Source organism: Bacillus sp. CH30_1T (assembly GCF_008364765.1).
Taxonomy (GTDB): Bacteria; Bacillota; Bacilli; order Bacillales; family Bacillaceae_B; genus Rossellomorea.
This window is the reverse complement of the sequence record NZ_VTUY01000009.1, coordinates 85,204-110,966: the sequence shown is the minus strand read 5'-3', so window position 1 is coordinate 110,966 and position 25,763 is coordinate 85,204. Positions and strand designations below refer to the sequence as shown.

Below are 25,763 nucleotides of genomic sequence, written 5' to 3'. Positions count from 1 at the left end.
TCTTACATCCATCATAGGCTCCAGATGGTGACGGTTTCAACAACGATGAAAACTAACTTTGTCACCCTTGTCACGACAAACCTATTGTTTCTCTGTTGGGGGAAGTTATTCTCACTGAAGAGGGACGGACCTCCTGCTTGCTTTTAGCGCAGGAGGTCCGTCCCTCTTCTATATTCTAATCCAACTTCACCTTCACCCGGTCATCCACATATTTCGTTGTGCTGTAGCCTTCGATTTCAAGCTTGGTCAAGTTTACATCTTCCTTGGCCGAATCGTTATAAAATTCTATGGTTTGCTCTGTTTCGAAGTAGCGGGGTTGATCTAATTTATCATACTCATATACATCAATTTCATGGACCTTGCCGTTTTTATCCATCAATACTCCATCGCCATCACTTACTCCAATTGAAGTATTTTCATTCATCAAATAATCGCTGGAGAACCCATAGTTCACTCTTTCATAGGCACGATCCTTCGATACATCATGACTCAGAATCAACTTCGCCGGATTTCCTGCCTGGATTTCATCAATGGAAATGGTATTCCCTTGATACTCGAATGTCTGGGGCAGGTCCTTGAGGTTATCAAGCGGTATGGTTTTCCGATCGTCTACAGATAAATGAATGGAATCAAATTGAATGTTCACTTCTTTGGGATTTTCAAAATATAAGGTGTCAAAGCCCGATTTAAAGGCACTCCACCCTTCCTGATCAAAGGATTCCACGTACATATTGCTTCCAAAGATGCCTGCTTCCACCTTGTTCTTATCCGTTTCAAGGGAATCAAATGTAATGACATCAATCCTTCTGTTCCCACCCTGATTCTGAAAGCTGTACTGGAGGAGCGTCGTGGTCGGCGCAATCGTCAGCTTATCCAGGCGGACCGGAATCCCGTCAATGTCGATTTCCTTATCAAGCTTATGCACCCGGGATGACTGCTTTGTAAACGGAATGTCAAAGCTCCAATCCCCTTCGGCAAATGTCATCTCCCCACGGTAACCCCCGTCCTTTTTGGGGTCCTGAACTATTTGCATGAGCCTTGCTACATTCAATTTAATTGTTCCTTCATCCACCGAAACCGGCAGGAGGCTCAGGGTGCCCTTATAAACATTTTTCTCTTCATTTTGTATTTCGCCCTGATCGACAGGAGGTGAATAGAACATGTGTTGCACATCACGCCTCATGACGTCATATTCATTCTCGATATGGACGCCTTCATGAGCATTCATCATATAGCGATTGTCTTTCTTTGTATCCTCTATTTCATAAAAGACAAGAGTCTGTACATCATCGGCGACAACACTCTTGATGGTGATCTTCACCCCATTGCTTTCCGACTCGAGATTCAGAAGTTCCCCCAAGTCATGCTGGAGGATGGCACGCAATTGTTCATCCTCTTCCGTCCATGCATAGTAGAGACTGGAGAATCCACCTGTCACGAATCCGATCGATACGACCATCGCGAAAACACCTGCGAAGGCAAGCCAGATCGATTTCCGTTTCTTTTTCTTCCTTTGCCTGCGCGCTTCTCTTTCCTCCACCTTGCTCGTGACCCTTCCCATGAATCCAGCAGGGACCTCTATGACATCTGTCATTCCTGCCAAAGACAGCACCACTTCCTGAAAAGAGGCCAGATCCTCCTGACAGCCGTGACAATGGTAAATATGCATCTCAAACTCTACCTTTTCAGGCCGATCCATCGTTCTACCTAAGTACTCAAGATAATGCTCATGATATTCCCGACAGCCCTCGAAAGAACCGTGACCCAACTCTTCTCTAAGCTTTCGTACACCTGAAAATACACAGGATTTAACCTTCTCTACTGAAATATCCAGAATACGTCCAACTTCTGCATAAGAGCATTCGTTGAAATAAGTTAAAGCAATCGCCTCTTTCTCCTGATCCTCTAATTGAAGTAAGGCATGAAAGAGCGTTTGATCAGATTTCTGACCCTCTGAATCCCGGAAACTCTTATTTTTAGAGAGATCCCGGCCATAATGTATAAAATGAGAAACAGCCCACGATTCAAATGAAGTTTCTTTTTTCAATCGGTGTAATTCATTATGTACCACGATGATCGAACGATAAAATATCTCTTCCAGATCCTCTTGCTTACTTACATAAATCCGTCCCAGGGCATAGAACGATTGTTTACGCTGCACAAACCAATCCATGACTGATTCCAGGTCCTTTTCCCTCATACCACTGACCAAAAAGGGAGCTGTTTGCGTGGTGACCATATATGTATTCCCCTCCTCCGAAACCGAAATATTCCAAAAATATAATATATGATTTTATTTTACCATAATTAGGGTGTATTAGGGATTCTTTGTGAGGCCATAGAAAAGGGTCTGAACCTTCTCCCATATAGGAATTGAGATTCAGACCTTTCAACTTGAGTCCATTATATCCGATCGATTTCACCAAGCTGTTCATGAATATCCAACTCCATCTTCTCTTTCATTGAGACACCAGTGTAATCAGTTTAGGAAGTGCATTCCGGTGATAGACTGGCCCTTTGAATTCGGTATGCCGACCTGCTATTCTCTAGACTTCGCTACTCCCAAGGCATAATGTTCCCAAAGAATACTTTCTACCATTTCACCCTGATTTTCTTCGCATGCGATAATCAAGATCACTTCAGAGGATTTCCCTTTTAACGATCTCCTTCTCGGTTTCAACACCACTTCTGTCAATATCCGAATCATGAATCCTATCATAAACCCCGCCGCTGCACCAATCAGACCCCAGTAAATGGGACCCCATGCCAGATCAAAACCGATACTCGCACCAATGACAGAGAAGGCTGTCGCAAGGGCCATGCCGATATCAATGAGAGACGTTCCATCCGACCGTTTAATGGAATCGAATACTTTTCGATTTTCCGTTCGCTTATCCAAAGGCATCGCAAATATATCTTCTTTCTTTATCCCTTGTTCCTCAAGCAGAGTAATGGCCATTTCTAAATAGGTATTATGTTCAAACGTTGAGAATAACTTCATTCGATCACTTCGCTTTTTTTACTTTTCATAGGTTGGAAATTGGGGGATTGATAATTTCTCTTAAGAAACGCCCTTTGTTCCTTTACAAACAACTTATTATTCTCTACCGTATTCATATAGGAATCAAAAATGGAAAAACCATATAGTGAAGGGAAAAATAAGAGCCATTCGGGATTGATGACACTGGTTGCCCCCTGTATTTCTCCTAAGAATAAAAGGGAAATGGCCTCAAGACCGTGTGAATAGTAGAAAAAGACAACCGCCCAAATAATCACGAAAAATGCTGTTACAATCCTATGGACATATAATTGTCCGAGACCAGGGATAAATAAGGACCACAATACGGACATAACCGGATTTCGTTTATCCAAATAATTGATCTCAAGTGCTCCTATGCTGAATGAATTAAAAGGGTGGGCTTCCCGATCGGCTAATATGTAAACCTTATTCATGTCAACCGTGGTCCTATAACTGTCCCAAATCCCAAAAATATAAACAGGAATATAAATCAGAAGCCACCTCGTATCTAAAATCTCCTTCGCCATCTCGATCTCGCCTTGAAACGAATAAATCATGGCCAGATTGACATTCGCTTGTAGATTCACAATGACTTCCCAAATGAAGAGGACAAAACCACGTAAATACTTCGATAATAGTAAATGGCCAAACCCGGGAAAAGCTGCACTCCACCATGCGATGATATACGGATTCCTCAAGTGGATCTGGGTGGTACCTAGAATACTGACATGCGCCGTGTAACGCCTAGCCGTGTTGTCGCTTGTATGATTGTCCATGAGGAGGTCACCTTTACAAAAAAATGATATGTAGTTGTTAGTGTGCCTCACTGGAAAATGTTTATTCTTTACTGATATCCTGCCTAATCCCCATAGAATCTTGGGTCTCTACACTCATGGTTACCGCCTCATCAATGACATTCCATGAAATGAAATTCTTCATTCAGCTATTAAAGAAAAAAATGAGGCTGGGACAAAAGTTTTTTAGCCTAAGTCAAACCCGAACAAACCTGCTTCTTAGTGTGCAGATTTGTTCGGGTTTATTATTTATTTTCGACTCATTTGATTTTAGCTGTTTCCAGCGGTTGATTGGAGTGCAAGACGAAGACTCCTGCGGGAAGAGTAGCTTATGTGAGACCCCGCAGGCTTGCCGAGGAGGCTCGCGGGCTACCCGCGGAAAGCGTAGTCTTGCACGGAAATCATTAGCGGTATAAAGAACCTACACTTCTATTGTTCGTCTTTTTATCGTGGTTTTTTAGTTTTGTCCCAGCCTCTTTCGCATATCTATAAACGGTCGATTTCACCGAGCTGCTCGTGCATGTCCATCTCTATCATCTTTTTTGCCTTAGAGAAGGTAAACACTTCATTAGATACCCAATGATTATATAACTTAGAAAGTGCGTTCCTATGATAGACCGTGCCTTTGACCTCTGTGAAGAAATAGATGATCAACAGGTTGACCACGTCTCTCGGAAGGGCCTTTTTACGCTCTATACCCTTTAACGACAGGATATCCAAACCTCTTAATCGGTCTCCGATCACCGTTTCTGCCATATGAAATGGATCTGACGTCCGGCATAATGTCACTAGTTCTGGATTAATCTCTTCAAATTTCAAGTGAATTCCCCTTTTACATAGAAAGTGAACGAAAAACGTTACACTTCAACCTTCTTTAGATTGTAAGATCAATTACTATGTATTATAACAAAAAGACAGGGCATTCATGACTTTCAGTATGTTTAATTTTTACTTAACCCAAATTCCATGGTCTTTTCATTAGTAGAAGGATAGACCAGACGTTGTAACCGCTCGTTGAATGACTTCATTCTAGCGTCGCCCATTCAATGCTCGTTCAAGAGTCGAAGTGACAGAAATATTTTCAAATGATACACCAAGTTGAATGGCTGTTTGGGCAATTTCCGGGCGAATGCCGGAAATCGTGCTCTTCACACCAATTAAGTTCAGGCTTTCGATGATCTGGAATAATTGATGGGCAACCATCGTATCCACCATGATGACACCGGATAAATCAATGAATAAGTGCTCAACATTTTTATCGACGCACTCTGCCAGTGTATTCTCGAGGATATATCTCGCTCTTCCTGTATCGATATCCCCGACAAGAGGTAGTACCCCTGTCTTCTTATCAATTAATATAACCGGCGAACTCAACTCCCTGATCATTTCCTGCTGTGCCTTCAGGCGTCTTTGGGCATATTCGTAATTTTCTTCGGCAAATTTGGAAATGACAAGACTAAAGGTTTTAATAATTAATTCCCTGAATGACTCGATTCTATCCAGTGGAAGCTCACTGCCATGCTGGCGGCTAAATTCCTGCAAAATCTCCAGGTACTGATCCTGGGTTCTGAAGAACTCCCTCAGTATATAGTGAATAGGCGTTTGTAAGTGTTCTTCATCCTTTGCAATTCCCTCGATCCACTGGGCGAAATTGCATAGTGCATCCTGTCCTATATCCTTAAAAAGGACACAAAAGCGTTCGTGAAATTCATGATTTTGACGCTTCAATGTTTGAATCACCTTAGGATCCTTTGAAGAATACACGCCTGAAGGATCACTTTTATCCAACGACTCATACCAATTCTCCGTCAGCTGCCATGTACGTTTGCACATAAATTCATAAAACTTTTCCGATACGTGCATATTCGACCTTCTTTCTATAAGATAATGTGATCAGTTCATAACCCATGACCCTAACTGGCAAGAAAAATAGAAACTCTGCCACTGCTATCTCATTGGTCTATACCCAAAATCACTGATTCATACGCTTATAAAAGTACTGTACTATGTACATGCATAATTGGAAAGAAAAAGTTAAACAAATAGTGTACAAAGGTTGTTTCATTTTCTGCATTCCCAAAAAATGAGCGAAAAAAGATAGGGATGATACTGGTATTAGCAGAACTCCCTATCTTTTAAGTAAAATGTACAAACACAACCTACGAGCCTTGAGATCCATTTCGGACTATATGTTGAAAAAACCAATGCAGCAAAAAGAATGCCACAACATAAACGGGGATGGAATACCAAATTTCCCACTCTAAATGCTTCATATAGCCGTTAAAACTAAGTAATATTTCTAAAAAGAATGAGAAAATTGTCCAAATGAGTACATAAAACAAAGGCTTATCCGGTTTCATAAAATTCAAGAATAAAAGTGCAATGAACGAGGGAGTAAAGACAACCAGTGCAAAATCGGAAAATTCCACACTTTTGGTTTGTCCAAAATCCACATAATCTAACATAAGTCCTACCAGAATATGTGCCACTGCGGCAAAATATCCAACGAACGGAAACATGATGAGATTTTCCCTAACGGTTAACCTCTTTGGCATGATCATCAGAGCAACTACTAAAAAGACAATGAGTCCCCATACTAACATCAAGCTAAACCACCCCTTTATCGGTTAAAAAGAATATGTCTACTTATATTGCTGAAACACAAGAAAATTATGTGCTTAGTCTGGGTTCTTTAAATTCCCGGAATTCCGAATATCGACATCAACTACAAAGTCTGTGGACAAGTTTTGATAATACTTCGATCTCCAATCCTTTAAGTCCATCCTCGGTATTTCTTTTCTGAAAAATTGGCCCAGTCCTAATATATCCGCCTCGCTATTCTGGAGCTTGGTGAACATCTTATTCAAACGTCCTGTGAGAAGCTTTTCCAATCCCTTTTCAATCATTTTCTGTGTAGGATCCCCTTTTGTTTCCAGTATCATGACATCCAACTTAATTTTGGAATATAAGAATGGGTTTCCTTCCTGCACCTCACTTGCATGCTCCATCGTATTCCCTAAGATCAAGACACTTCCTTCATTGAGCACCTCTATTTTCCCTTTAGTGCTTTCACCGTTAAATGCATTAAAAAGAAGGGTTTCATTAGGATTGATTTCTTCCACCATTCTTCCGTTCTTAATCACCGCTGAACCCACATGGTCCACTAACGTCGTCTCTCCAAGCCGGAGCATTGGGATGGCCACATCCCGGGTATAAGAGTGGATACTTCTATATACCTCCCAAACCCTGGTTAAAGCAACCTGCGGGTCCCAACCGGCATTCTTTTCAAAGAAATCCAAAAGAGTCGTCCCGCGTGGAGAGGTTTTTGTCTCCATACTTTCGAAAAATTGGTCAATATCGTCGTTACAAATGGCAACCAATGCTTTCGAAGATACATCCCTCGACCTCATAATGCCTGATATAAGATCTTTCATACCTTCTTCTGCAAGATGTCGATCGATGACAATTACCTTTACGTGAAGCAAATCGACACTGCTTTCCATGTCAGCACTAATATTATCTATAACTTCATTAATTGTTTCACCAACACCAACAACCACTTTCGTTTGTATGATATTCTGCTGAGGGTGAGGAATCTGCAGAAATACTTTATATTGATCACTATCCTTGGAGATGCCTATGACAACTGGCATCACCCGATGATTAATATCCCTGGTATCCCAACAGCCACTCATCATGAAAACTATTAATAAGAGAAAAAGCCAGATAACCGCTTTTTTACACCTCAACTTTCACCCTCCTTCCTTGCTTTGACACCAAGAATACAAATTGAAATGGGGACTCCAAAGATGACATAGAATCTTAAGGAAGTATTCCATTTAAAGAGCTGTTCAACGTCACTCCAATTCGGAATCCACAAACATATGATGTAGATGATGAGTGATATCGCTATTACTAAATAGGATGGTTTCATAGTTGGCAGCAAACATTTATTTATGATCCTTACACTCATCCATAATACGAGTGAGATAAACAACAATATAAAAATGACTATACTTAGTAAGAAAAACATGGTCAGTCGATCGAACATAAGCCATGTTATATTGATGGCATCGACTGTCATAACGAAAGGAAACATAAATGTAGATGCTGTCGCCTGACCAAATGTAAGGACGGGAATATATACAGATATGATAAAAATGGGAATGAGTGCAACCGCAGCAAGCAATACTTTATTCCTTTTATATGAAATGATCGGTCTTACAAACCCTATAAACAGGAATACACCACCAATGGCAAAGAAGCTTCTGAGATAAGAGGAGTCGGTCAAAAAAGAGAAGTCTTCATTCCATAAAGGGTATACATAATGCCAATCCACATTCTGAAACGCAACCACCAATATAAAGAAAACCAATGGGAATAATAAAAAGAAGAGAAGTATACCTGTACGAAAGATGGCTTCCACTCCCTTAATAGCCAAATAACATGATAAGATAAGCAGCAATGCCATGATCGCCCATAAGGGAGTGTTTGATAGAAATACAATGGTAACAACTTCTGAATACGCCCGGACTGTTATGATGTTAGCCATTAAAAAATAGAGGAGAGTGGGGAACAGAAAAATGAATGTCATCAACTTGCCGGCACCCAGATAAATAGTGATGATATCTTGGTGCGGGAAACGATCAAGTCCCGTCAATAGCAAGAATAAAATGATGAAATGGACGATGACTCCGATAATGATCGGAACCCATTGTCCTTGAGATGAGCTGTCAATGATATTGCCAGGATACAGAAATAGAATAAGTCCTATGTGGGTTAAAATGTACATGATGACAACATACAAACTTTTATCCACTTTTACTAACTCCTTTAATCTTGAGGTAAGGCACTCCAAAAGTGCTTATACCAGCTAAGTATGCACAAACGACGAATAATCCCGCCAATATGCCGAATACACCAAAAATCGAAGAAAGAATCAAGATAAGATATTTAAAGATTCGGATGGAGATGGAATTTTGAAATCCAATTATGGTAGAGTTGGCAATCGTAGTGGCTGCTAATATGATGATTAGTAAATTGCTTACTAATCTCGCCTCGACTACGGCTTGACCCAGAATGATCCCTCCCACCATCGTAATGGTAGGACCGATGCTTTTCGGAAGCCTGATACTCGCCTCCAATATCAATTCAAGTATAAGAAGCATGAAAATGGTCTCAACAAATGCCGGGTAAGGGACACCTTCACGGGTCTGAGCAACAGATAATGCTAATTCAATACGGAGCATCTCAGGATTAACAGCGACTAACGCAACATACAGCCCTGGTAAGACAAGGGCAAGCAATGTACCGATAATCCTGAGCAGCCTCATGGACACCATGATAGGGAAAGAGAAATTCCGATCATTCTCAAGGAAGAACATATCCCAAAAGTCACTTGGAAGAATAAGAGCAAAAGGCGTTCTATCCAGAAGTAATACAAGTTTTCCTTTTTCCAGACTCCTGTATACTTCTTGTGGTGCCTCTGTTGTGTTGAAGGGAGAAATCAGGGTACGGGTCGACAATCCTAACATCTTCGTCACATCTTGTATGGTATGAAGTGGTTGATCCATATTGGACTCGATCTGATGGATGACCCGGCTAACATAATCCCTATCTGCGCTATCTTTACGATACACTACAGATAGAGTTCTTTTCTGTCCGCCCCCTCCTGAAAAGGATCTTACATTCAAGTCTTTTGAAACAATCTCTTTGCGTATAATGCCAATGTTTGTATCGATGTCCTCATTGAAAGAACTCAATGGTCCTTGGAGGGTATTTTCATTGGTAGGTGGCTCAATTGAACGATTCAGCGTCTTTGCCACTGCGTCCATACTGAAGAAAGACCCATTTCCCCCCACACTGGAGATGATCAGCTTCCCTTCTAAAATCGCTTCAATGACTTCCTCTCCATCATGAAGCAACTCACCCATCGTCCCTGAACTAACTTGGTCTTCGATCGCTTGGATCGTTTTCTGCACATCTATAAGACTTTTAAACCCCATCAATAAAAAGGAGAATTCGCCAAAATCTTGATGAACTTGAAAAAAATCATCATTTCCCCCTATCGATGCATCGATTTTCACTAAAAAAGAATCCATAATAATTGGCTCCTTCTATACATATCTCTTGAATACTATCCCCGATTCAAAGCTGAATATGTATATGGAGGTTAGTATTATGTAAGGATTGCCTATACGCCCTATTAATTGACCCCATTAATATACGTTTATGATTAAAAGAAATAGAGCAAGATACATGATGGAGAAGAAACTAAAATAAATGGCATTCAATATGGCGCTACTTTCGCATCAGCAGGCATAAAAATGTCATTCAATCGATAGGGATGGTACTGTAATGTTACCTTTATAAAGGGATTCTCCATTAAAGAAAGGATGAATTTTATGTCCTATAAAAAAATCATTTATCTCCTTTTATCTCTTACTCTTATTTTGATCACTCTAAACTATTTTTTTATCGAAAAAAATAGGGATCCGAATCAACCGGCCGAACATTCATCCCAAGAAGACCCGGATCATGCCGAAGAAGATGATTCTTCACCCATAACTTCTGTAAAAGAAGTCGTATCCGCGGCTGAAGAGGGAAAAGTGCCGAATATCCCCATCACAGTAGGGCTGACAAAGATGGATGACATAACAGATAAATGGGGAAAACCAGACAATTCCGTTCAAGCCGAAGCCGGAATTTACGAAGATTTCTCCAAGTATTCTACGACAGTCGGCTTCAAAGATAACGTAATTTTTGATGTGCGCTCTTTTGACCCTGCCCTGCAGCAGATTCGACTCAATGACATTAAAGAAGTCAGTGGCAATCCAGATGCGACAAAATATTACAAGGATGCTTCACATGACCAGGTCATTTTCATCTTTGATGTGAATTCCCTTTACCAATTAAAATGGATATTGCCGAAACCATCAACTGAAAATAAAAATCCCAAAGTAGATCACATTTCGGTTATCTCCTTAGAGAAAGTGGACACGGGCGAATCAGATATCCTTTCTACTATGAGCCTGGATGAAAAGATCGGCCAAATGATCATAGCCGGTGTGAATGGAACTCAGGATGGTGAAAACACGAAAACCCTAATCCAGGAGCACAAAGTAGGGGGCTTTATCTTTTTCTCCGATAATTTGTCAGGACCCCGTCAAACGGTCCAATTCCTTAATTATATGAAAAAAGACAACGTCAATAATCCATTACCACTCCTATTAAGTGTCGACCAGGAAGGCGGGAAGGTCACAAGATTACCTGGAGGGCTTGTGAACTTTCCTACAAACAAAAAGATAGGAGCCTTAAACGATCCGGATGTTTCCTTTGAAGTAGGAACGATTCTCGGAAAGGAATTAAAAGAGTATGGGTTCAATCTGGATTTCGCTCCCGTTCTCGACGTGAACAGTAACCCAAATAACCCGGTAATCGGCGATCGATCCTTTAGCGATCACCCTGATATCGTCAGTGAATTAGGGATTCAAACAATGAGAGGGATTCAATCCGAGGGAATTCTTTCAACCATCAAGCACTTCCCTGGCCACGGGGATACCTCCGTTGATTCACACCTGGAGCTTCCGGTTGTCAACAAAAGCATTCAAGAACTCGAATCCCTGGAACTGATTCCATTCAAGGAGGCCATCAACAATGGAGCTGATCTCGTCATGGTTGCTCATATCCTGCTTCCCAAGATCGATGACACCTATCCATCTTCATTATCCAAGAACGTTATCACAGACCTTTTACGCAAAAAGCTGAACTACAACGGGGTCGTGATCACTGATGATATGACAATGAAAGCCATTACGAACAACTACGGGATGGGCCAAGCGACCGTTCAATCCGTAAAGGCGGGCAGCGACCTGATCCTAATCGCACATGATTATAATAAAGCCCTCGCGGCAATTGACGCACTTAAAAAGGCAGTCCAAAACGGGGAAATATCCGAGGGTCGAATAGACGCCAGTGTCAGCCGTATCATTGAATTGAAACAAGCATACAAACTGGAGGATATCCAAACAGGAGAGGTTGACTTAAAGCAGCTTAACCAATCGATTGAGTCCATTAAAAAGAAGATCGAGCAATAAACTAGGGGTTGTCTAAAAAGTCATAATTAGAAAAACGATCAAAACCCAAGAGGGTGGGACAAAAGTGTTTTAGCCTAACTAAAACCCGAACTAATTTGCATTCTAAGTGGCAAATTAGTTCGGGTTTTTAATTTGTTCAAATGGACATTTAGATGTAGCTCTCTCTAGCGGTTGATTGGAGTGCAAGACGAAGACTCCTGCGGGAAGAGGAGCTTATGTGAGACTTGTCCAGCTATAGGGCTTAGAGGCAAATGTCATAAGGCAGATCGTCCATGAAGGCAAAGAACGCCTTCAAGCCCGCTCCGCCTTATGCCAACCGCCTCTGAGCGAAGCCCTTCCGCTTTCCAACCCGCAGGCTTGCCGAGGAGGCTCACGGGCTACCCGCGGAAAGCGTAGTCTTGCACGGAAATCATTAGCGGTATTAAGTGCCTACACTGAAATGTTCGTCTTTATTTGGTGGTTTTTTAGTTTTGTCCCAGCCTTTTTCTTTTTCAAGGTTTTATCTTGGAGCCACCTAGGGCAGCTACGTCAGCTATCACAGAAGAAAAAGGTGCCTGTCCCATTAAGATCCGATATTGCGATACTCTTCAGCAATCCTGATACTTTTTTGCTGGGTGATAGCACTGACCACGATGACGATGAAGATATTGCAGATCAATCCAAGAATACCTGCATGGATTTCGAATGGTGTGGTCTCTGCGACTAGCTGGTAATAGTAGTTTACGAATGTTCCGAGGATAAGTCCTGTGATGACAGCCGGGCCGGTCACTCTTTTCGAATAGAGGGCTCCGTATACGCCGGGTGCGAATTGAACGATGGAGCCATAAGCTCCGAGCAAAAGGGCGATGAGCCCCTGACCCCCGAATACGGTGATAAAGTAAGCAAGTCCCCCGACCACAAACACACCGATTCTCATCAGAAGCAATGTGGTTTTATCAGAAAGGTCCGGCTTTACATTCTTGATGACCCCGTCCGTAAATTCCAGTGAAGCACTGTGGGTGATGGCGTCTGCCGTAGACATGGCTGCAGCTAACGCTCCTGCACCCACAAGCCCGTATACCCAACCGGGAAGGCTAAGGATTGTGGTGATCAGGTAAGGAAGAATTTCATCCGGTGCTCCTATGTCAGCTGGATTGACTACATTCACTGCGGAAAAGCCAACAAATAATAGCGGGATAAGAAACAGTGCAAAGATCGGATACACCAATACGGTTTTCTTTATCGTACGTGCATTGGATGCATATGACTTTGAAAATAGGTGGGGCCACATTAAGAACCCTATGAGAGATACGAGAATCGTGGTCGTATAAGCTGTTCCTGACATGGTAGACCCTTCATTTCCGATTTCAAAAAAGGCAGGGTTGTCCAGAACGAGGTTTGTAAACATCCCACCCACGCTGTCGTGAAGCTTATTCACAATCGCAAGGCCGACTACCCACGAAATGACAATCATCAAGATCCCTTGGAACACATCAGACCATGCCGCTGCCCGCAATCCACCAGTTGCAACATAGACGACTACGATTCCATACGCGAGCAGGGCTCCGAGCCAAAGGGGAATACGTCCTTCTGTCATAATATTGAAGATGTAGGCCATCCCTTTCATCTGCGTGGCAAGGTATTGAATGGAAGCGAGTAACGCAATGACCCCGATTAAGATAGGCAGGGTTTTGCCTCCGTACCGTTTTTTCATAAAACCTGATACTGTGTATATATTGAATTTACGGCCGATTTTCCCGATTTTCGGACCGATGATGTACCATGGGAGAATCGCAAAAGCGGTATAAGTTAATATATATAGTGCAGGTGCTCCTTTGGAATATGCCCACCCGGGAGCGCCAAGAAATGAAAAGGCACTAAATACAGCTCCTCCCATCAGGAACCACATCACAACCAATCCGAGGCCTCCGCCTGCCACGGTAAACTCATCTAAAGAATTTTTATCATGACCTCTTCCTGCCATCACACCAACGACTAATGCAATCACAAGGTAGCCGATCATCATGATCATTGCAATCTGCCAATCTGCCATTAATTGACCTCCTCTTCATCTTTGTCAGGATCGATTCGATAGAGTACAAGAACGATCAAAAAGGTAATGATTATCCATAAAATTACCCAGAATATTGAGAACGGCATCCCCATGATGATTGGGGTTGCCCTGTTTCCGATTGAAAACAAGGGGAAAACCAATAGTAGAAACGGTAAAATCAGAGACAAGCAATAGATTTTCGTAAACTTGCTTTTACTCATAAGACACCCTCCTTTTCTGCTGCATATTCCACTTTCCCATCAAGGATCGTTAACTCTACTTTTAACTCTCGTAATCTTTCAGGTTCACAGTGTAAAATCGATTCATTCAACACAACCAGATCGGCATGCTTCCCGGCTTCAATGCTGCCTTTTATTGTCTCTTCAGAGCTTGCATATGCACCGTTCCATGTATAGGCCTTAATCGCTTCCCCTATGGTGATTCGTTGACTGGCCCCTATCACTTCACCGGATTTACTCATGCGGGTGACAGCTGAGTAAATACCGTGGAGTGGATCCACGAAGGTGATGGGACTGTCAGAGCCGATGGCAAAAGGAATCTTTGCTTCTGAAAAGCTCTTTAATGGGAACATGATGTCTCCTCGTTCTCCATAATCTTTCAAGTAGCCGTCTCCGAAATCATAAATGAAGGCTGGATTGGGTATCGGAACAATCTCCAACTCTTTTATCTGATGAATGAGGTCCGGTGGGGTCATACCGGAATGTTCAATACGGTGACGATGATTTTCACGGGGATGTCGTTCAAGAGCATGGCGAATGGCTTCAATCATCATTTCAACCGCTTTGTCCCCGATGGCATGTGCGGTGATTTGCCACCCCGCTTCATGCGCTTTTCCGAGGGACTCATTTATTTCTTCCTGCTCCAAATATAAAATGCCTGAGTCATTGGGATTGCTCGAGTATGGCTCCCTTGTCTTAGCAGTAGGACCACTGCTGCTTCCATCGATAAACACTTTAGCGGGACCGATTTTCATCCACCCATCCCCAAGGCCTGTCCCGATTCCGCTTACCAGGCCTTTCTCCACCATTTCTACAGAATCATGCAGCGAGCCGTATAATGCGTATACCCTCTGTTTTACTTTCTTTGCTCCTACTGCTTTTTGAAGGAATCGAATATGTTCAGGCCCATATCCCCCGGCATCATGGACACTCGTAATTCCTTTTCCCAAATAATCCTGGGAAGCGAGTGCCAATCCCTGCTCCACTTCCTCTTCAGAATAATTGGCTAAAAGAAACATGTTCATATGTGCGGCTTCTAACAGCAGTCCGGTTAATTCGCCATTTTCACGGCCGTATTTCCCTCCATTCGGGTCTTGTGTTTCAGGATGAACACCCGCAAGCTCAAGCGCTTTCGTATTGACGCAGGATATGTGCCCGCATGTCCGAACCACAATAATCGGGTGTTCGGTGGAAACCTCATCAAGATCCCACCGAGTTATATGCCTTCCCTCTATAAGGGTGTTTTGGTTATATCCCCAGCCCCGTACCCATTCTCCCTTTGGAGTCAATCGTGCTTTCTCCTTCAACTTCCCGAGGAGTTCTTTTATACTCACTGCCTCTTTGCCATTCACCCCAAGCTTATTGGTTCCATAAAGTTCGAGGTGGGCATGGGCGTCAATAAAGCCAGGCAGGAGACTTCTTCCTTCCAAGTTCACAATCTTCGTTTTTTCACCTGCATATGGTAAAATTTCTTCATTCGTGCCGACTGCGAGTATTTTATTATCCTTAATGGCAACCGCTTCTTTCACGGAAAATTCAGAATTCACAGTAACCACTTCTCCATTTATAAAGAGCATCGTCGCTCTCAAACGATCACCTCCCAAATGGGACAGAGGGACAGGTCCCTCGTCCCAGTCTTCTCTACTTTTCATGAATAGCAGCCGAGCCGTCTTTTGGGACAAGGTGCCTGTCCCCATCCCCTTGACAAATCCTCGATGCCGTGGCGTAAAGGAGCTCCACCCCTTTTTCAATATCATCCATCTCCGCAAACTCCAGTGGATTGTGGCTGATGCCTTTATCGCAGCGGACGAAGATCATCCCGTAATCGCTGATATAGGACATGAATAAGGCATCATGGAAAGGGCCGCTCATTAAGGTCGGTGAATCCAGCCCAAGCTTTTCATCTTCCTCTCTCATAATGTCCTTGATCCAGTCTGCACAATATCTTGGCTCGCTCCGGGTATCTTCTTTGATCTCGTATTTAAGGTTGTAACCAGAAGTAGTTTCTTCGATGATTTGATAGAGTTTTCCCTCGAGTTTCGTGCGCGCTTCAACGTCTATATCACGAAGGTCTACGGTGAACTCCACCTTTTCTGCAATGATATTTCTTGAGTTTGGGAACACCTGCATGCTGCCAACCGTTCCGACCGTTGTTTCGGTACCTTCTTTTTTAACCAGTTCATCGAATTTCCGGATGATTTCCGAAGCCCCGACAAGGGCATCCTGCCTCATCGTCATCGGCACCGAACCCGCATGACCCGCAAATCCTTCAAGTGTAACCGTCAGCCAGATTGGTCCGGAGATGCCTGATACAATGCCAACAGGTTTCCCCTTTTCTTCAAGGACCGGCCCCTGCTCGATATGTAACTCGAGAAACGCTGCGATATCCCCCTTCTCGTACACCGGACTTGCAGTTACATCCGGTTCTACCCCGAATTCCTTCAACGCCTCTCTTCTCGTCACACCCTGCTTGTCTTTACGGTCCAGTTCGCCTTCTTCCAGCATCCCGGCTATAGCCCGGACTCCAAATACTCCTTTGTTAAACCGGCAGCCCTCTTCATCGGAAAAACAAATCACTTCAATGGTCCGGTCCGGGACGATTCCATTGTCCTTCATTGTGTGAACCACTTCGACCGCTCCCAGTGCACCAGCTGTCCCGTCGAATCTCCCTCCATATGGCTGAGAATCAATATGTGAGCCCAGCATAAGTATCGGTTTATCCTTGTCGGCACCTTCTATCCTTCCAATCAAATTTCCGAAGCCGTCAATCTTTGCCCTCAAACCCGCCTCTTCCATCCAGCCTTTCACCACTTCCACCGCCTGGCGATCCTCCTTGGAATGGGCCAAACGGCAAACGCCTGTCTCCCCGATTTTCCCGATTTCTGCTAATTCCTCTAGATGACGCTTTAATCTTTCTCGATTGATTGACATAGAATCATCCTTTATTTCATTTTTATCAACCTATTTTAAGTTTATTTTGAAACAGCTTGTTTATCATTAGACACAATGTCTATAAAAGAACTGGCGTTTTGTACAGAATGTCAAAAAGAATGAAATTTCAGAAAAATAATTAGAGACCTCTATTCACTGAAAATCGGACACCTACCCCCTTTCGACATCCACTCCCCTATTTAGACTAGTTTCTAGAACATTCTCACTTAATCCTGCCAGACTTTTGAAAATGAAGCGATTTACACAGGGGTTATCGCAAAAACAGCTCCACTTTTAGCGACTAGATCCCTCTCTCTGGAAAAGATAATCCGCCCGTTTTTAAAAAAACCATCCGATTTACATAAATTTAAAAATATATCATTAAGCGCCGCAATAAAGTAGAGAGGCCACTCGCTATGCGAATGACCTCTCTACTTCGATATGCATCTCATCGTCAGACCTACAAACGTGGTTAACCGCTTACTCAACAGTCTTCCAGATTTCAGCCAAATCAATAATTTTCTGCTCTCTTTGATCGCTGCTGTGAATAAATCAACATTCCAAAGAACACAAGCACGGATGCCACGATCAGTCCCAGTGAGACAGAGGAAATGGATAACATCTTGAAAATCACGCTGACCGCGACCACCATGTACAAAACAGCCAGCATCTTTTTGACAGACACACCTGAAAATCGTTTCAGCTGGATTGAGCCGATCGGGGTTCCGATCAAGGCTCCGATGATCAGCATGATTCCATGACGATAATCGAGTGCTTCCCCTGCATACAGGTACGAGCCGATTCCCGATAACACAATGATGGATGCTGCCGATATGCTGGTTCCGATCGCTTTGGTGAGATCAAGCTTCAGCCATCTTGAGAGGAGCGGGGTCATGACAAATCCACCGCTGACTCCCATAAGAGACGAGATGACACCAGTGAACAGGCCAATCAAGGGAGCCGCAGATGCTCCTTTCGCTTTCGCTTCCCTTTGTCGTTTGCTTAAAAACTGATAAGAAAACCAGCTTAATATTCCAATATAGACAATGGAGATAACCGTAGAAGCTCCATTCATCGTATCGAGCCACTTCACGAATGGCACGGTTATGACTGACCCGAGTACTCCGAACCCCCCGAGGAGAACCGCTAATCTCGGATTTACATTTTTTAATCGAATGTGAGACATTGTGCCTGTCACAGTCGATCCTAATGTCAGCATTAAGGAAAGAATAATCGCCTGGCTCGGTTCATAGCCAAGTACAAGTAAGGTTGGCGTCAGAACTATCCCGCCTCCAATGCCAAAGAAACCGGAAATGATACCGATGACTGCACCACCTATGATAAATAAAAACCATTCCATTTTGTTGGTCACTTCCTTCGTTTATCATTATACATTCCCTTAGGCTATAATAGAAATGAATAATATTAATGCAGACGATTACGTTTTGTAATGGAGGGACTTTATGCAACTGGACTGGATTCGAACTTTTGTCACTCTCGCCCAGCTACAGCATTTTACGAAAACAAGTGAATTCCTGAATCTGTCTCAACCGACCGTCAGTGTCCACATCAAGAAAATGGAACAAGCCTTGGGAGTCGAACTTATCCACCGTTCCTCTACCAATCAGGCTTTTCAATTAACACCCGCAGGAATTCAAGTGTTTGAAAAAGGAAAGAAGATGTTGGAGCTGTGGAGAAAGATGGAACAGGTCACACAAAAGACTGAGGTAATCCTATTAAGGATCGGGGCCACTCACACCGTCAGTGATGTACTGCTTCCCGACTTTGTCAAAAAAATTAAGATTCTCTATCCACACGTTCGCCTTCAGCTGATGATCCACAATCACGAAACCATTGTAGAGGCGCTGAATCACCATGATCTTGATCTTGCCCTTGTGGAGGGAACAAGGGGACTCGAGCCCTTTCATCTAGAAGTAATCAGCCGGGATGAACTACGATTCTTCGCAAGCAGCCGAATGAATCTACTTAACACCCCTCTCATCCTCCGTGAAATCGGATCAGGAACTAGGGAATATGCCGACGATTTTCTAAGATCCGAACGCATCGTGCCAACAGAAATCCTGGAAGCAAGCAGTCATTACTTAATAAAGCAACTAGCCGTAAGAGGCCTCGGGATTGCATTTCTTTCAAGCTCAATGGTTAAAGAAGAAGTGCTTCAAGGAAAGCTTGTCCCGATAGATCCTTATGTGATTTACCGGCCATTTTATGCCGTATATCCAGAAAATGCAAAATCCGGATCAATCGTAAGGGAATTAGTGGGATTGATTGAGAGTCCTTCTTAACATAGGGACGGACCTCCGCTAAGCTGAAGGTCCGTCCCTATGTTTTACCTGCCATATCACCTTTCAACTCACACTTGAATCCGTTGTTTTTGGGAACTCAAGCAACACTTGATAGGTTTTCTCCTTTATTAAAGCTACACTTACTTTATACTATTAAATGAGGTGAGTGTTTTGTTCGATATGAAAAAAGTAGGGAAACAAATCGCGCAGTTACGGAAGGAAAAAAACATTACACAGATGGCGCTTGCAGATCTGTTAGGGACCAGTTTCCAAGCGATCAGCAACTGGGAGCGGGGGCAGACAATGCCCGATATCTCTAAACTGCCTGAACTTGCAAAGATATTTCAAGTCAGCATCGACGACATTTTAACAAATAGTAAAGGTACACAGTTAGTCAAAGAGCTAGTTGAGAACGAGACATTAGCTGATTCCAAGCCCATCCAAAAGGAAGAATTTATAAACGCGGCACCCATTCTTACATTAGACCAGGCAGACATGGTCTATCAAAACGTACAGGGTGAATTATCTGCAGAGGAACTTTCATTAATAGCACCTTACATTAACCAGGATTCGATTGACGCATTGGCAAAAAAAGAATTTGTATCAAGGGGCCTGGAGGGATTATCGTCAATAGCAACCTATATCAGCCAGGATATCATTGACGCATGTGCAGAGACGGAATCTAAATCCTATGGGTTGAGAGCCTTGACCTCCTTGGCTCCCTTCATCAGCCAGGACATCATAGATTCATGTGCCAAAATGGAACTTGAATCAAATGGGCTGGAAGGTTTAACTTCCATGGCACCATTTATCAGTAAAGAAGTTATAGATGAGTGTGCAGCAAAGGCATTTGAGTCGATGGGGCTGAAAGCTTTGTCCTCCATGGCACCCTTTATTAGTGAGGAAATGCTCATTCATTGTGCTAAAGAAGGGTATAAGCTTAACGGACTTAAATCCATTGTCGCAATCGCCCCATTCCTGAAGAAAGAGTACCTGAATGAACTTGCCTTAGACGCCATATCTGAAAAGGGAATAAGTGAAATCATTCCGATCATGCCCTATATTGACCAGAATTTCTTTCAAAATATAATTCCTAAATAATTTCCTCAGGAAAAGAGGGACGGACCTCCGCTATGCAGGAGGTCCGTCCCTCTTATTACTTACCCAAAAAACCACCCTCTGATTTTATCAGCTGCCCGGTAATCCACCCTGAGTCATCGCTGGCTAAAAATCGGATCAACTTTGCTGCATCCTCGGGTTCACCTAGACGTCCCATTGGAAACATCGGAAGTAAGTGATTCCTTAACTCTTCATTGATCCACCCTGAATCGGTCGGACCCGGATCAATTGAATTGACGGTGATGCCAATTGGCGCGAGGCCAACGGATAATGGCTCAGTGATAGCAATCAACATACCTTTTGATGCGATATAGGCCAGATTATTTGGATCTGGACCCTTTGATACCATGTTAATGATCCGCCCGTCTTTTCTTTCAGGAAAGGCTTTTTCATATCTCTTCGCAAACTCCATCGTCAGCATGAGAGTCCCGCTATTGTTCACTTGATAATGTTTATCCAGAATGTCTTTATTCAGTGTCCGGAAATTGGCCGGTGACTCGAATGTGGCATTGTTTACTAGTATGCTTGGTGTTCCCAGAGTTTCCTCCACCCGATCCATTATTCGACGCAGCGATCCGTCTTCGCTCAGGTCAACCTCCATATGAATGGCACGTACGCCCATTTGTTTTAATTCTTCACATAAGGTTTTAGGAAACTCATTCTCTACTCCATTTCCACTCGCCTCATCAAACGCGGTCCAATGGGTAAAAAAAATATCTGCCCCGGCACCTGCAAGCGAACGGCAAATCGCTGACCCTATTCCTTTTGAACGACTTGCTCCTGTCACGATCGCTACTTTTCCTTTTAGATTGGTCACTTTATATTCCTCCTATTTTTTCAGGAAGCGAAAAGGTGTCATGAAGAGATGCATTTTGTTCCCGACACAAAAAAAAGTGGATACCAAGGCATCCACTCAAGGTGTTGGGTATTCAATCACACCAGGCGCTCCTTGTAAATGATGGTCAAACAGACACACTTCTCCCGTCAAAATGATAGGTTCATAGTCTATTGATCTCGTTTATCATTACAAGATTGTCCACATGTCTGATTGAAGTCCCCTTTCGTCTACATCTCTCACTTCGAAGTATAATGGAATTTTTTTCAAAAGACAATCTATGGTTTTCGAAAAAGCTTCCTTTGCTTCATATAATCAATCACCTTGGTCTTATTCTTCTGCACAGAGACATACTCAGCTTCCTTTTTATCTCAATAAAAGGAATGAAATTGATAGGGAATCTCCTTCATAATCTATTAATCTCGCAAACTGACAGAAGAAAGAAACCCAGAAAAGATTTTCTGAGCTCTTCAGATCAATGCCCCGAACCGCCACCGGAGTCACGACCACCTCCCATGGTGTAATTCCGTTCTTCACCAGGTTTAGCAGAAGGGTGAATCCCCTGTACATGCCGGTCGTTCCCCCTTTTCTTTCGCCTGATATCGATGAGTAAAGCAAATATTAAAGTTCCCACTATCAGGATCACAAACCACCACATCATTCATCACCCCTTATACAGAGTATGAAGGCACAGAGAATTTATCCCTTATTTCGATATTAACTTAATGGTACTTCTCCGTATCAAAAATCGATATAAAACGGGTGTTTCGTTTCATCCAAACAGTATTCGATTCTCTCCCTGAAGTTCTTCCAATTGACCATATCCAAGGCTTCCTCAACCGGAAAGAACGCGACTTCCAGACTTTCCGAGGAAGTTGTCGGTTTCCCCCCGACCGGCCTGGCCAAAAACAGTGTGTTACAGATCGAACGGCTTACATTCTGAAACACCCCGCAAAATTTGACTAATTCGATATCTATCCCTGATTCTTCCTTCGTTTCCCTGATAGCCGCTTCCTTCAGTGACTCGCCTTCTTCCACTTGTCCCCCTGGCATTTCCCAGCCTCTTCGTGGACCTTTGATTAACAGGATTTCTCCTTTTTCATTCTGAACGATCGTTGCTGCTGAGATGATGTGTTTGGGTGGTGAATAAATTGTTTGTGTACGTTGATCTCCTGAACTCAATAGAATTCCCCCCCTTCTATAATTGATACAGCTTTATGTAATGACAAGATGATTTACTTCATTCTAAGTGTAGATTTGTTCATCCAATCGTCCCTTGATGCTGTCAAGAAACCCATCTAACAAATGATGAAAAATGTCCGGCTGATCGATATTTGCCGTATGTCCTGCATTCGGAATCAGTCCAACTTCAATGTCAGGATTGGATTTTTTGACGTAGGAAACAGCCTCTACATTGTGCACATCATGGCTGCCATTGAGCATTAGAACCGGTACTTTAATGCTCTGTAAGTCCTCCCTGGTGACTTCCGGATATGAAACGTCATTGTATGAAGTACTTGTTTGATCGTATTTTTCCACTTTTCACCGTGAAGGTTGTTAAAATATTGAGCAATCTCTTTATCATTTTCTTCAATATTCAGAAAATACTTATTTTGTTTTTCCATGACCTCTTTCAACGCAGCCGGAATAAAAGGTGAATAACCGGTCAGGACTATTCCCTTTACTAAATCCGGCTCTCTTAAGGCAATATCCATGGCCAATGATGCTCCCAACGATAAGCCGATTATATAGCCTTCTCCCTTTTCCCTTAGTTGAGTGGTTAGGTAGTCGAGAGTATGTTCGAAATAGTGATCCGACGCTTCCAATCTCGAGTTTCCGTGTCCGGGTAAATCCAATAGAATCAATTCATATCGGTCACCGAAACTGGATATCTGATTTAAAAAATGGGTTTGTGCTGTCCCCATAAAGCCGTGTAGCATATAGATTTTGTCTATGATACCTCCCCCTTTTTTCACACAATTCCATTTTAGCACATTATTCCATTAAACTTATTTATTGTAAGACTAAGACTACATTTTCTTACTGCTTCATATTAAAGGTTCCGACTCCCCGGGAAGTTAGGAGATTCTTCCTTCTATAAACACTAAGGAATAGCCCCACTACTATCGACGTCTGTAAGGTCGGATTCAAGCCGTAGCTTACGATTGGAAGGGACATCCCAGTATGAGGCAGGACCCCCAAGATCATTCCGATATTATAGAGGAATTGAGTTGAGAATAACGTCACACCGCATATTATGATCAATTGTCCAAAGCGATCATTTATCCTTTTGATATTGCGGATCATCCTGTACATGATGAAGAGTCCAGTTAAGATTAAAACACCGCCTGCTATCCAGCCATAATGGTAGGTGATGGTTGTAAAGGCAAAGTTGGTGTGCGGTTCATTGATAACCTCGTTTCCTCCAGTTTCACCAAGCCATCCTCCTTTTCTCAAGAGTTCATGGTTTCGAAAGTACATGTAACCACTCGTATTTTTATAATCTCCCGGATTGACAAAGGCATAGAATCTTTCCAACTGATAAGGCTGTACTAGAGGCACCAAGGTGCTTATCAATACCGCACTCCCAATGGCCATTCCAATGTACCCCCACAAAATATGCTTTCTATTACTTTTAAAACGAAACCATAGCAAGACTGAAACCGTTAAAGTGAATACGAAAACGGCAGTAGTGCTTGGAATAAACATCAATGTGCAAAGACTGACTGCAAAAAGAGGAAGAGACTTCCAAAATCCTGCCTTGGCAGATCCCAGGTAAACCATCCATGAAATTACAAGCGCTGTCAAAACCGTCGTACTATCAATGCTAAAGCTTGAGACTCGGAATTGGGCTTCACCATTGCGGTAGGTATTTGGTAAAACAGTTATTGAAATCAGTAGCAAAGTAGTTAATCCATAAATCCACCACTTCATTGCACGAAGCTTTCTATAATCAAACATCATCAGTGAAAGACTAAGGACAATCCCGAGTATAAAATAGACTATTTTCCTGACTAAATAACCATTATCATTATAAATTTCTTCGCTTATGTGCAAAGTGGGAAGAATCCCTATCAACGAGAGCAACAGAACCAGTCCAATCATGATCCAATCCACCCTTGGACGGTGAAGCTTATCCATTTCCTCACCGAGACGTTCTGCACTCCCCATATGCTGAATCGCTTTTTCTTCCGCATCCTTTTCGTTCATACCCGATTTCTTCAACAACTTCATTTCCTGTTCCAGATGATAACGGAGTTCCTCCGCTACAAAGCGTTTCGCTTCTTTGTAGCGCACATACTGAATGACTTTATCCAAATAATCCATACGCTTTTCACTCATCGGCTATTCCCCCTCAGGCAATGCTTTGAAGGAATGCATGTTTCTATGGTTTCCTTCTTCAATTTGTTGAAGAAGCTTTCTTCCCCGATTTGAAATTCTGTATAACTTTATCCCTTCTTCCCAGGAAGATTCCAGTATCCTGTCCTGCTCCAATTTGTGAAGCTTGGAATATAGAAAACCTTGTCTCTCTTCATATTTCTTGATCCCCCTGGCACGAAGTTGTTTAAGCAGTTCATGCCCCGTCTTCTCCTTCAATAGCAATTGAAGGATGTGTAACGGAATATCCTGGTCATTCCCCCTTGAATTCTCGATTCCTCTTTTAATCATTTGGTTCTTGTCTTTGGTAAAAGGCATTCGCTGAAACATACCACCATCCATCGCTTTCCGGAGTCTTTTTAAACGCTCCTCCATCATTCGATCACCAGCCTTTCCTTCATCAATCGCTTCGCTTTCCTTAATCTCGTTTTCACCGTGTTTTCCTTAACACCGAGAAGGAAAGAGACTTCTTTAATCGAGCATTCTTCGTAGTAAAATAAATAAATGATTTCCCGGTACTTAAGAGGAAGCTCCAAAACGACCTTTTCCAGTTGACGGTCTTCATCCTTTTGAATGACGGCCCCTTCGACCGAGCTGCCGGAACTCATCATTTGAAAATGTCCATTTTCTTCCGGGAACACTTTTCGCTTATACCAGCTGTTTAAATAATCCTTACAGTGATTGATGGCCACCCTCCATATCCACGTACGCAAAGTTGAATGTCCGGCAAATGTATCCATCTTTTTATAAAGCTTTATAAAAATTTCCTGAGTGAGATCATCGGCAGCCTGTTCTTGTCGGACATAAGAGAATACCAGCTTCCACACATCCTCTCCATACCGATCTACCATTTCCTCGATCGTCACACTATCCATTGAATGAATCCTCATTTCTGATATTTCCTCCACTGTCTTCCCTCCCACATTAATAGACGGAGCTAAGACTAAAAAGGTTTTCTAAAATAAAAAAATTGGACCCTATTGAGTCCATTATTAAAAGGTGTATGAATAACAATTC

The 25,763-nt window shown here is 42.7% G+C and carries 25 protein-coding genes; 3 read left to right on the top strand and 22 right to left on the bottom strand.

Features of this window, described 5'->3' with window-relative positions; all coding sequences use genetic code 11:
- Positions 1–175: 175 nt before the first annotated feature.
- From F0342_RS18660 to F0342_RS18615, 9 genes are all read right to left on the bottom strand, one after another.
- Positions 176–2,239, bottom strand: coding sequence for a DUF4179 domain-containing protein (locus F0342_RS18660; RefSeq protein WP_149157360.1), 2,064 nt, complete (start codon positions 2,237–2,239; stop codon positions 176–178).
- A gap of 300 nt (positions 2,240–2,539) precedes the next feature.
- Positions 2,540–3,001, bottom strand: a complete 462-nt coding sequence (locus tag F0342_RS18655; RefSeq protein ID WP_149157359.1) for a hypothetical protein — start codon at positions 2,999–3,001, stop codon at positions 2,540–2,542.
- The gene (locus F0342_RS18650; RefSeq protein ID WP_149157358.1) at positions 2,998–3,795 is read right to left on the bottom strand and encodes a hypothetical protein; all 798 of its coding nucleotides are present in this window, start codon (positions 3,793–3,795) and stop codon (positions 2,998–3,000) included. The genes F0342_RS18655 and F0342_RS18650 overlap by 4 nt, the downstream gene beginning before the upstream one ends.
- A 504-nt stretch (positions 3,796–4,299) precedes the next feature.
- Positions 4,300–4,632 (bottom strand): hypothetical protein, encoded by a 333-nt coding sequence (locus tag F0342_RS18640; RefSeq protein WP_149157356.1) that lies wholly within the window; start codon positions 4,630–4,632, stop codon positions 4,300–4,302.
- Positions 4,633–4,842: 210 nt separating this feature from the next.
- A complete protein-coding gene (locus F0342_RS18635) occupies positions 4,843–5,676 on the bottom strand; it encodes an STAS domain-containing protein (protein ID WP_149157355.1) in 834 nt (277 codons plus the stop codon).
- 296 nt (positions 5,677–5,972) lie between these two features.
- Positions 5,973–6,419: a hypothetical protein gene (locus F0342_RS18630; RefSeq protein ID WP_149157354.1), complete on the bottom strand. Its 447-nt coding sequence runs from the start codon at positions 6,417–6,419 to the stop codon at positions 5,973–5,975.
- A 72-nt stretch (positions 6,420–6,491) separates the two neighbouring features.
- On the bottom strand, positions 6,492–7,562 hold the full coding sequence (locus tag F0342_RS18625; protein WP_262481805.1) for a Ger(x)C family spore germination protein: 1,071 nt from the start codon (positions 7,560–7,562) through the stop codon (positions 6,492–6,494).
- On the bottom strand, positions 7,559–8,632 hold the full coding sequence (locus F0342_RS18620) for a spore germination protein (RefSeq protein ID WP_262481804.1): 1,074 nt from the start codon (positions 8,630–8,632) through the stop codon (positions 7,559–7,561). The genes F0342_RS18625 and F0342_RS18620 overlap by 4 nt, the downstream gene beginning before the upstream one ends.
- Positions 8,625–9,914, bottom strand: a complete 1,290-nt coding sequence (locus tag F0342_RS18615) for a spore germination protein (RefSeq protein ID WP_149157353.1) — start codon at positions 9,912–9,914, stop codon at positions 8,625–8,627. Before F0342_RS18615 ends, F0342_RS18620 begins: the two co-directional genes overlap by 8 nt.
- Before the next feature lie 303 nt (positions 9,915–10,217).
- On the opposite strand from F0342_RS18615, the gene nagZ reads away from it, so the two are divergent.
- Complete coding sequence (gene nagZ, locus F0342_RS18610) at positions 10,218–11,909, top strand: beta-N-acetylhexosaminidase (RefSeq protein WP_149157352.1); 1,692 nt, start codon at positions 10,218–10,220, stop codon at positions 11,907–11,909.
- Positions 11,910–12,471: 562 nt separating this feature from the next.
- Here nagZ and F0342_RS18605 read toward each other — a convergent pair.
- The 5 genes from F0342_RS18605 to F0342_RS18585 all read right to left on the bottom strand — a co-directional run bounded on the left by F0342_RS18605 (position 12,472) and on the right by F0342_RS18585 (position 18,471).
- A complete protein-coding gene (locus F0342_RS18605) occupies positions 12,472–13,941 on the bottom strand; it encodes a sodium:solute symporter family protein (RefSeq protein WP_149157351.1) in 1,470 nt (489 codons plus the stop codon).
- Positions 13,941–14,162, bottom strand: a complete 222-nt coding sequence (locus F0342_RS18600; RefSeq protein WP_149157350.1) for a DUF3311 domain-containing protein — start codon at positions 14,160–14,162, stop codon at positions 13,941–13,943. Before F0342_RS18600 ends, F0342_RS18605 begins: the two co-directional genes overlap by 1 nt.
- Entirely contained in the window at positions 14,159–15,769 is a 1,611-nt protein-coding gene (locus F0342_RS18595; RefSeq protein ID WP_188048617.1) for an amidohydrolase, read from the bottom strand. The genes F0342_RS18600 and F0342_RS18595 overlap by 4 nt, the downstream gene beginning before the upstream one ends.
- A gap of 52 nt (positions 15,770–15,821) precedes the next feature.
- Positions 15,822–17,111, bottom strand: a complete 1,290-nt coding sequence (locus F0342_RS18590; protein ID WP_149157349.1) for a M20 family metallo-hydrolase — start codon at positions 17,109–17,111, stop codon at positions 15,822–15,824.
- A 511-nt stretch (positions 17,112–17,622) separates the two neighbouring features.
- On the bottom strand, positions 17,623–18,471 hold the full coding sequence (locus tag F0342_RS18585; RefSeq protein WP_149157348.1) for a sulfite exporter TauE/SafE family protein: 849 nt from the start codon (positions 18,469–18,471) through the stop codon (positions 17,623–17,625).
- A 103-nt stretch (positions 18,472–18,574) separates the two neighbouring features.
- On the opposite strand from F0342_RS18585, the gene F0342_RS18580 reads away from it, so the two are divergent.
- Positions 18,575–19,414 carry a LysR family transcriptional regulator gene (locus F0342_RS18580; protein WP_149157347.1) on the top strand — a complete coding sequence of 280 codons (840 nt, stop codon included), beginning with the start codon at positions 18,575–18,577 and terminating at the stop codon, positions 19,412–19,414.
- 180 nt (positions 19,415–19,594) lie between these two features.
- Positions 19,595–20,515: a helix-turn-helix domain-containing protein gene (locus tag F0342_RS18575; RefSeq protein ID WP_188048611.1), complete on the top strand. Its 921-nt coding sequence runs from the start codon at positions 19,595–19,597 to the stop codon at positions 20,513–20,515.
- 55 nt (positions 20,516–20,570) lie between these two features.
- On the opposite strand, the gene F0342_RS18570 is transcribed toward F0342_RS18575, so the two are convergent.
- From F0342_RS18570 to F0342_RS18540, 8 genes are all read right to left on the bottom strand, one after another.
- Positions 20,571–21,350, bottom strand: coding sequence for an SDR family oxidoreductase (locus tag F0342_RS18570; protein ID WP_149157345.1), 780 nt, complete (start codon positions 21,348–21,350; stop codon positions 20,571–20,573).
- Positions 21,351–21,843: 493 nt separating this feature from the next.
- Entirely contained in the window at positions 21,844–22,026 is a 183-nt protein-coding gene (locus F0342_RS18565; RefSeq protein ID WP_149157344.1) for a hypothetical protein, read from the bottom strand.
- 83 nt (positions 22,027–22,109) lie between these two features.
- Positions 22,110–22,550, bottom strand: coding sequence for an NUDIX hydrolase (locus F0342_RS18560; RefSeq protein ID WP_188048610.1), 441 nt, complete (start codon positions 22,548–22,550; stop codon positions 22,110–22,112).
- Between the two features lie 63 nt (positions 22,551–22,613).
- Complete coding sequence (locus tag F0342_RS25010; protein ID WP_188048609.1) at positions 22,614–22,811, bottom strand: alpha/beta fold hydrolase; 198 nt, start codon at positions 22,809–22,811, stop codon at positions 22,614–22,616.
- Positions 22,811–23,308, bottom strand: coding sequence for an alpha/beta fold hydrolase (locus F0342_RS18555; RefSeq protein ID WP_262481803.1), 498 nt, complete (start codon positions 23,306–23,308; stop codon positions 22,811–22,813). Before F0342_RS18555 ends, F0342_RS25010 begins: the two co-directional genes overlap by 1 nt.
- 100 nt (positions 23,309–23,408) lie before the next feature.
- Entirely contained in the window at positions 23,409–24,710 is a 1,302-nt protein-coding gene (locus F0342_RS18550) for an FtsW/RodA/SpoVE family cell cycle protein (RefSeq protein WP_149157342.1), read from the bottom strand.
- Between the two features lie 3 nt (positions 24,711–24,713).
- A complete protein-coding gene (locus tag F0342_RS18545; protein ID WP_188048607.1) occupies positions 24,714–25,121 on the bottom strand; it encodes a PadR family transcriptional regulator in 408 nt (135 codons plus the stop codon).
- Complete coding sequence (locus F0342_RS18540) at positions 25,121–25,654, bottom strand: sigma-70 family RNA polymerase sigma factor (protein WP_262481802.1); 534 nt, start codon at positions 25,652–25,654, stop codon at positions 25,121–25,123. The genes F0342_RS18545 and F0342_RS18540 overlap by 1 nt, the downstream gene beginning before the upstream one ends.
- Positions 25,655–25,763 lie beyond the last annotated feature (109 nt).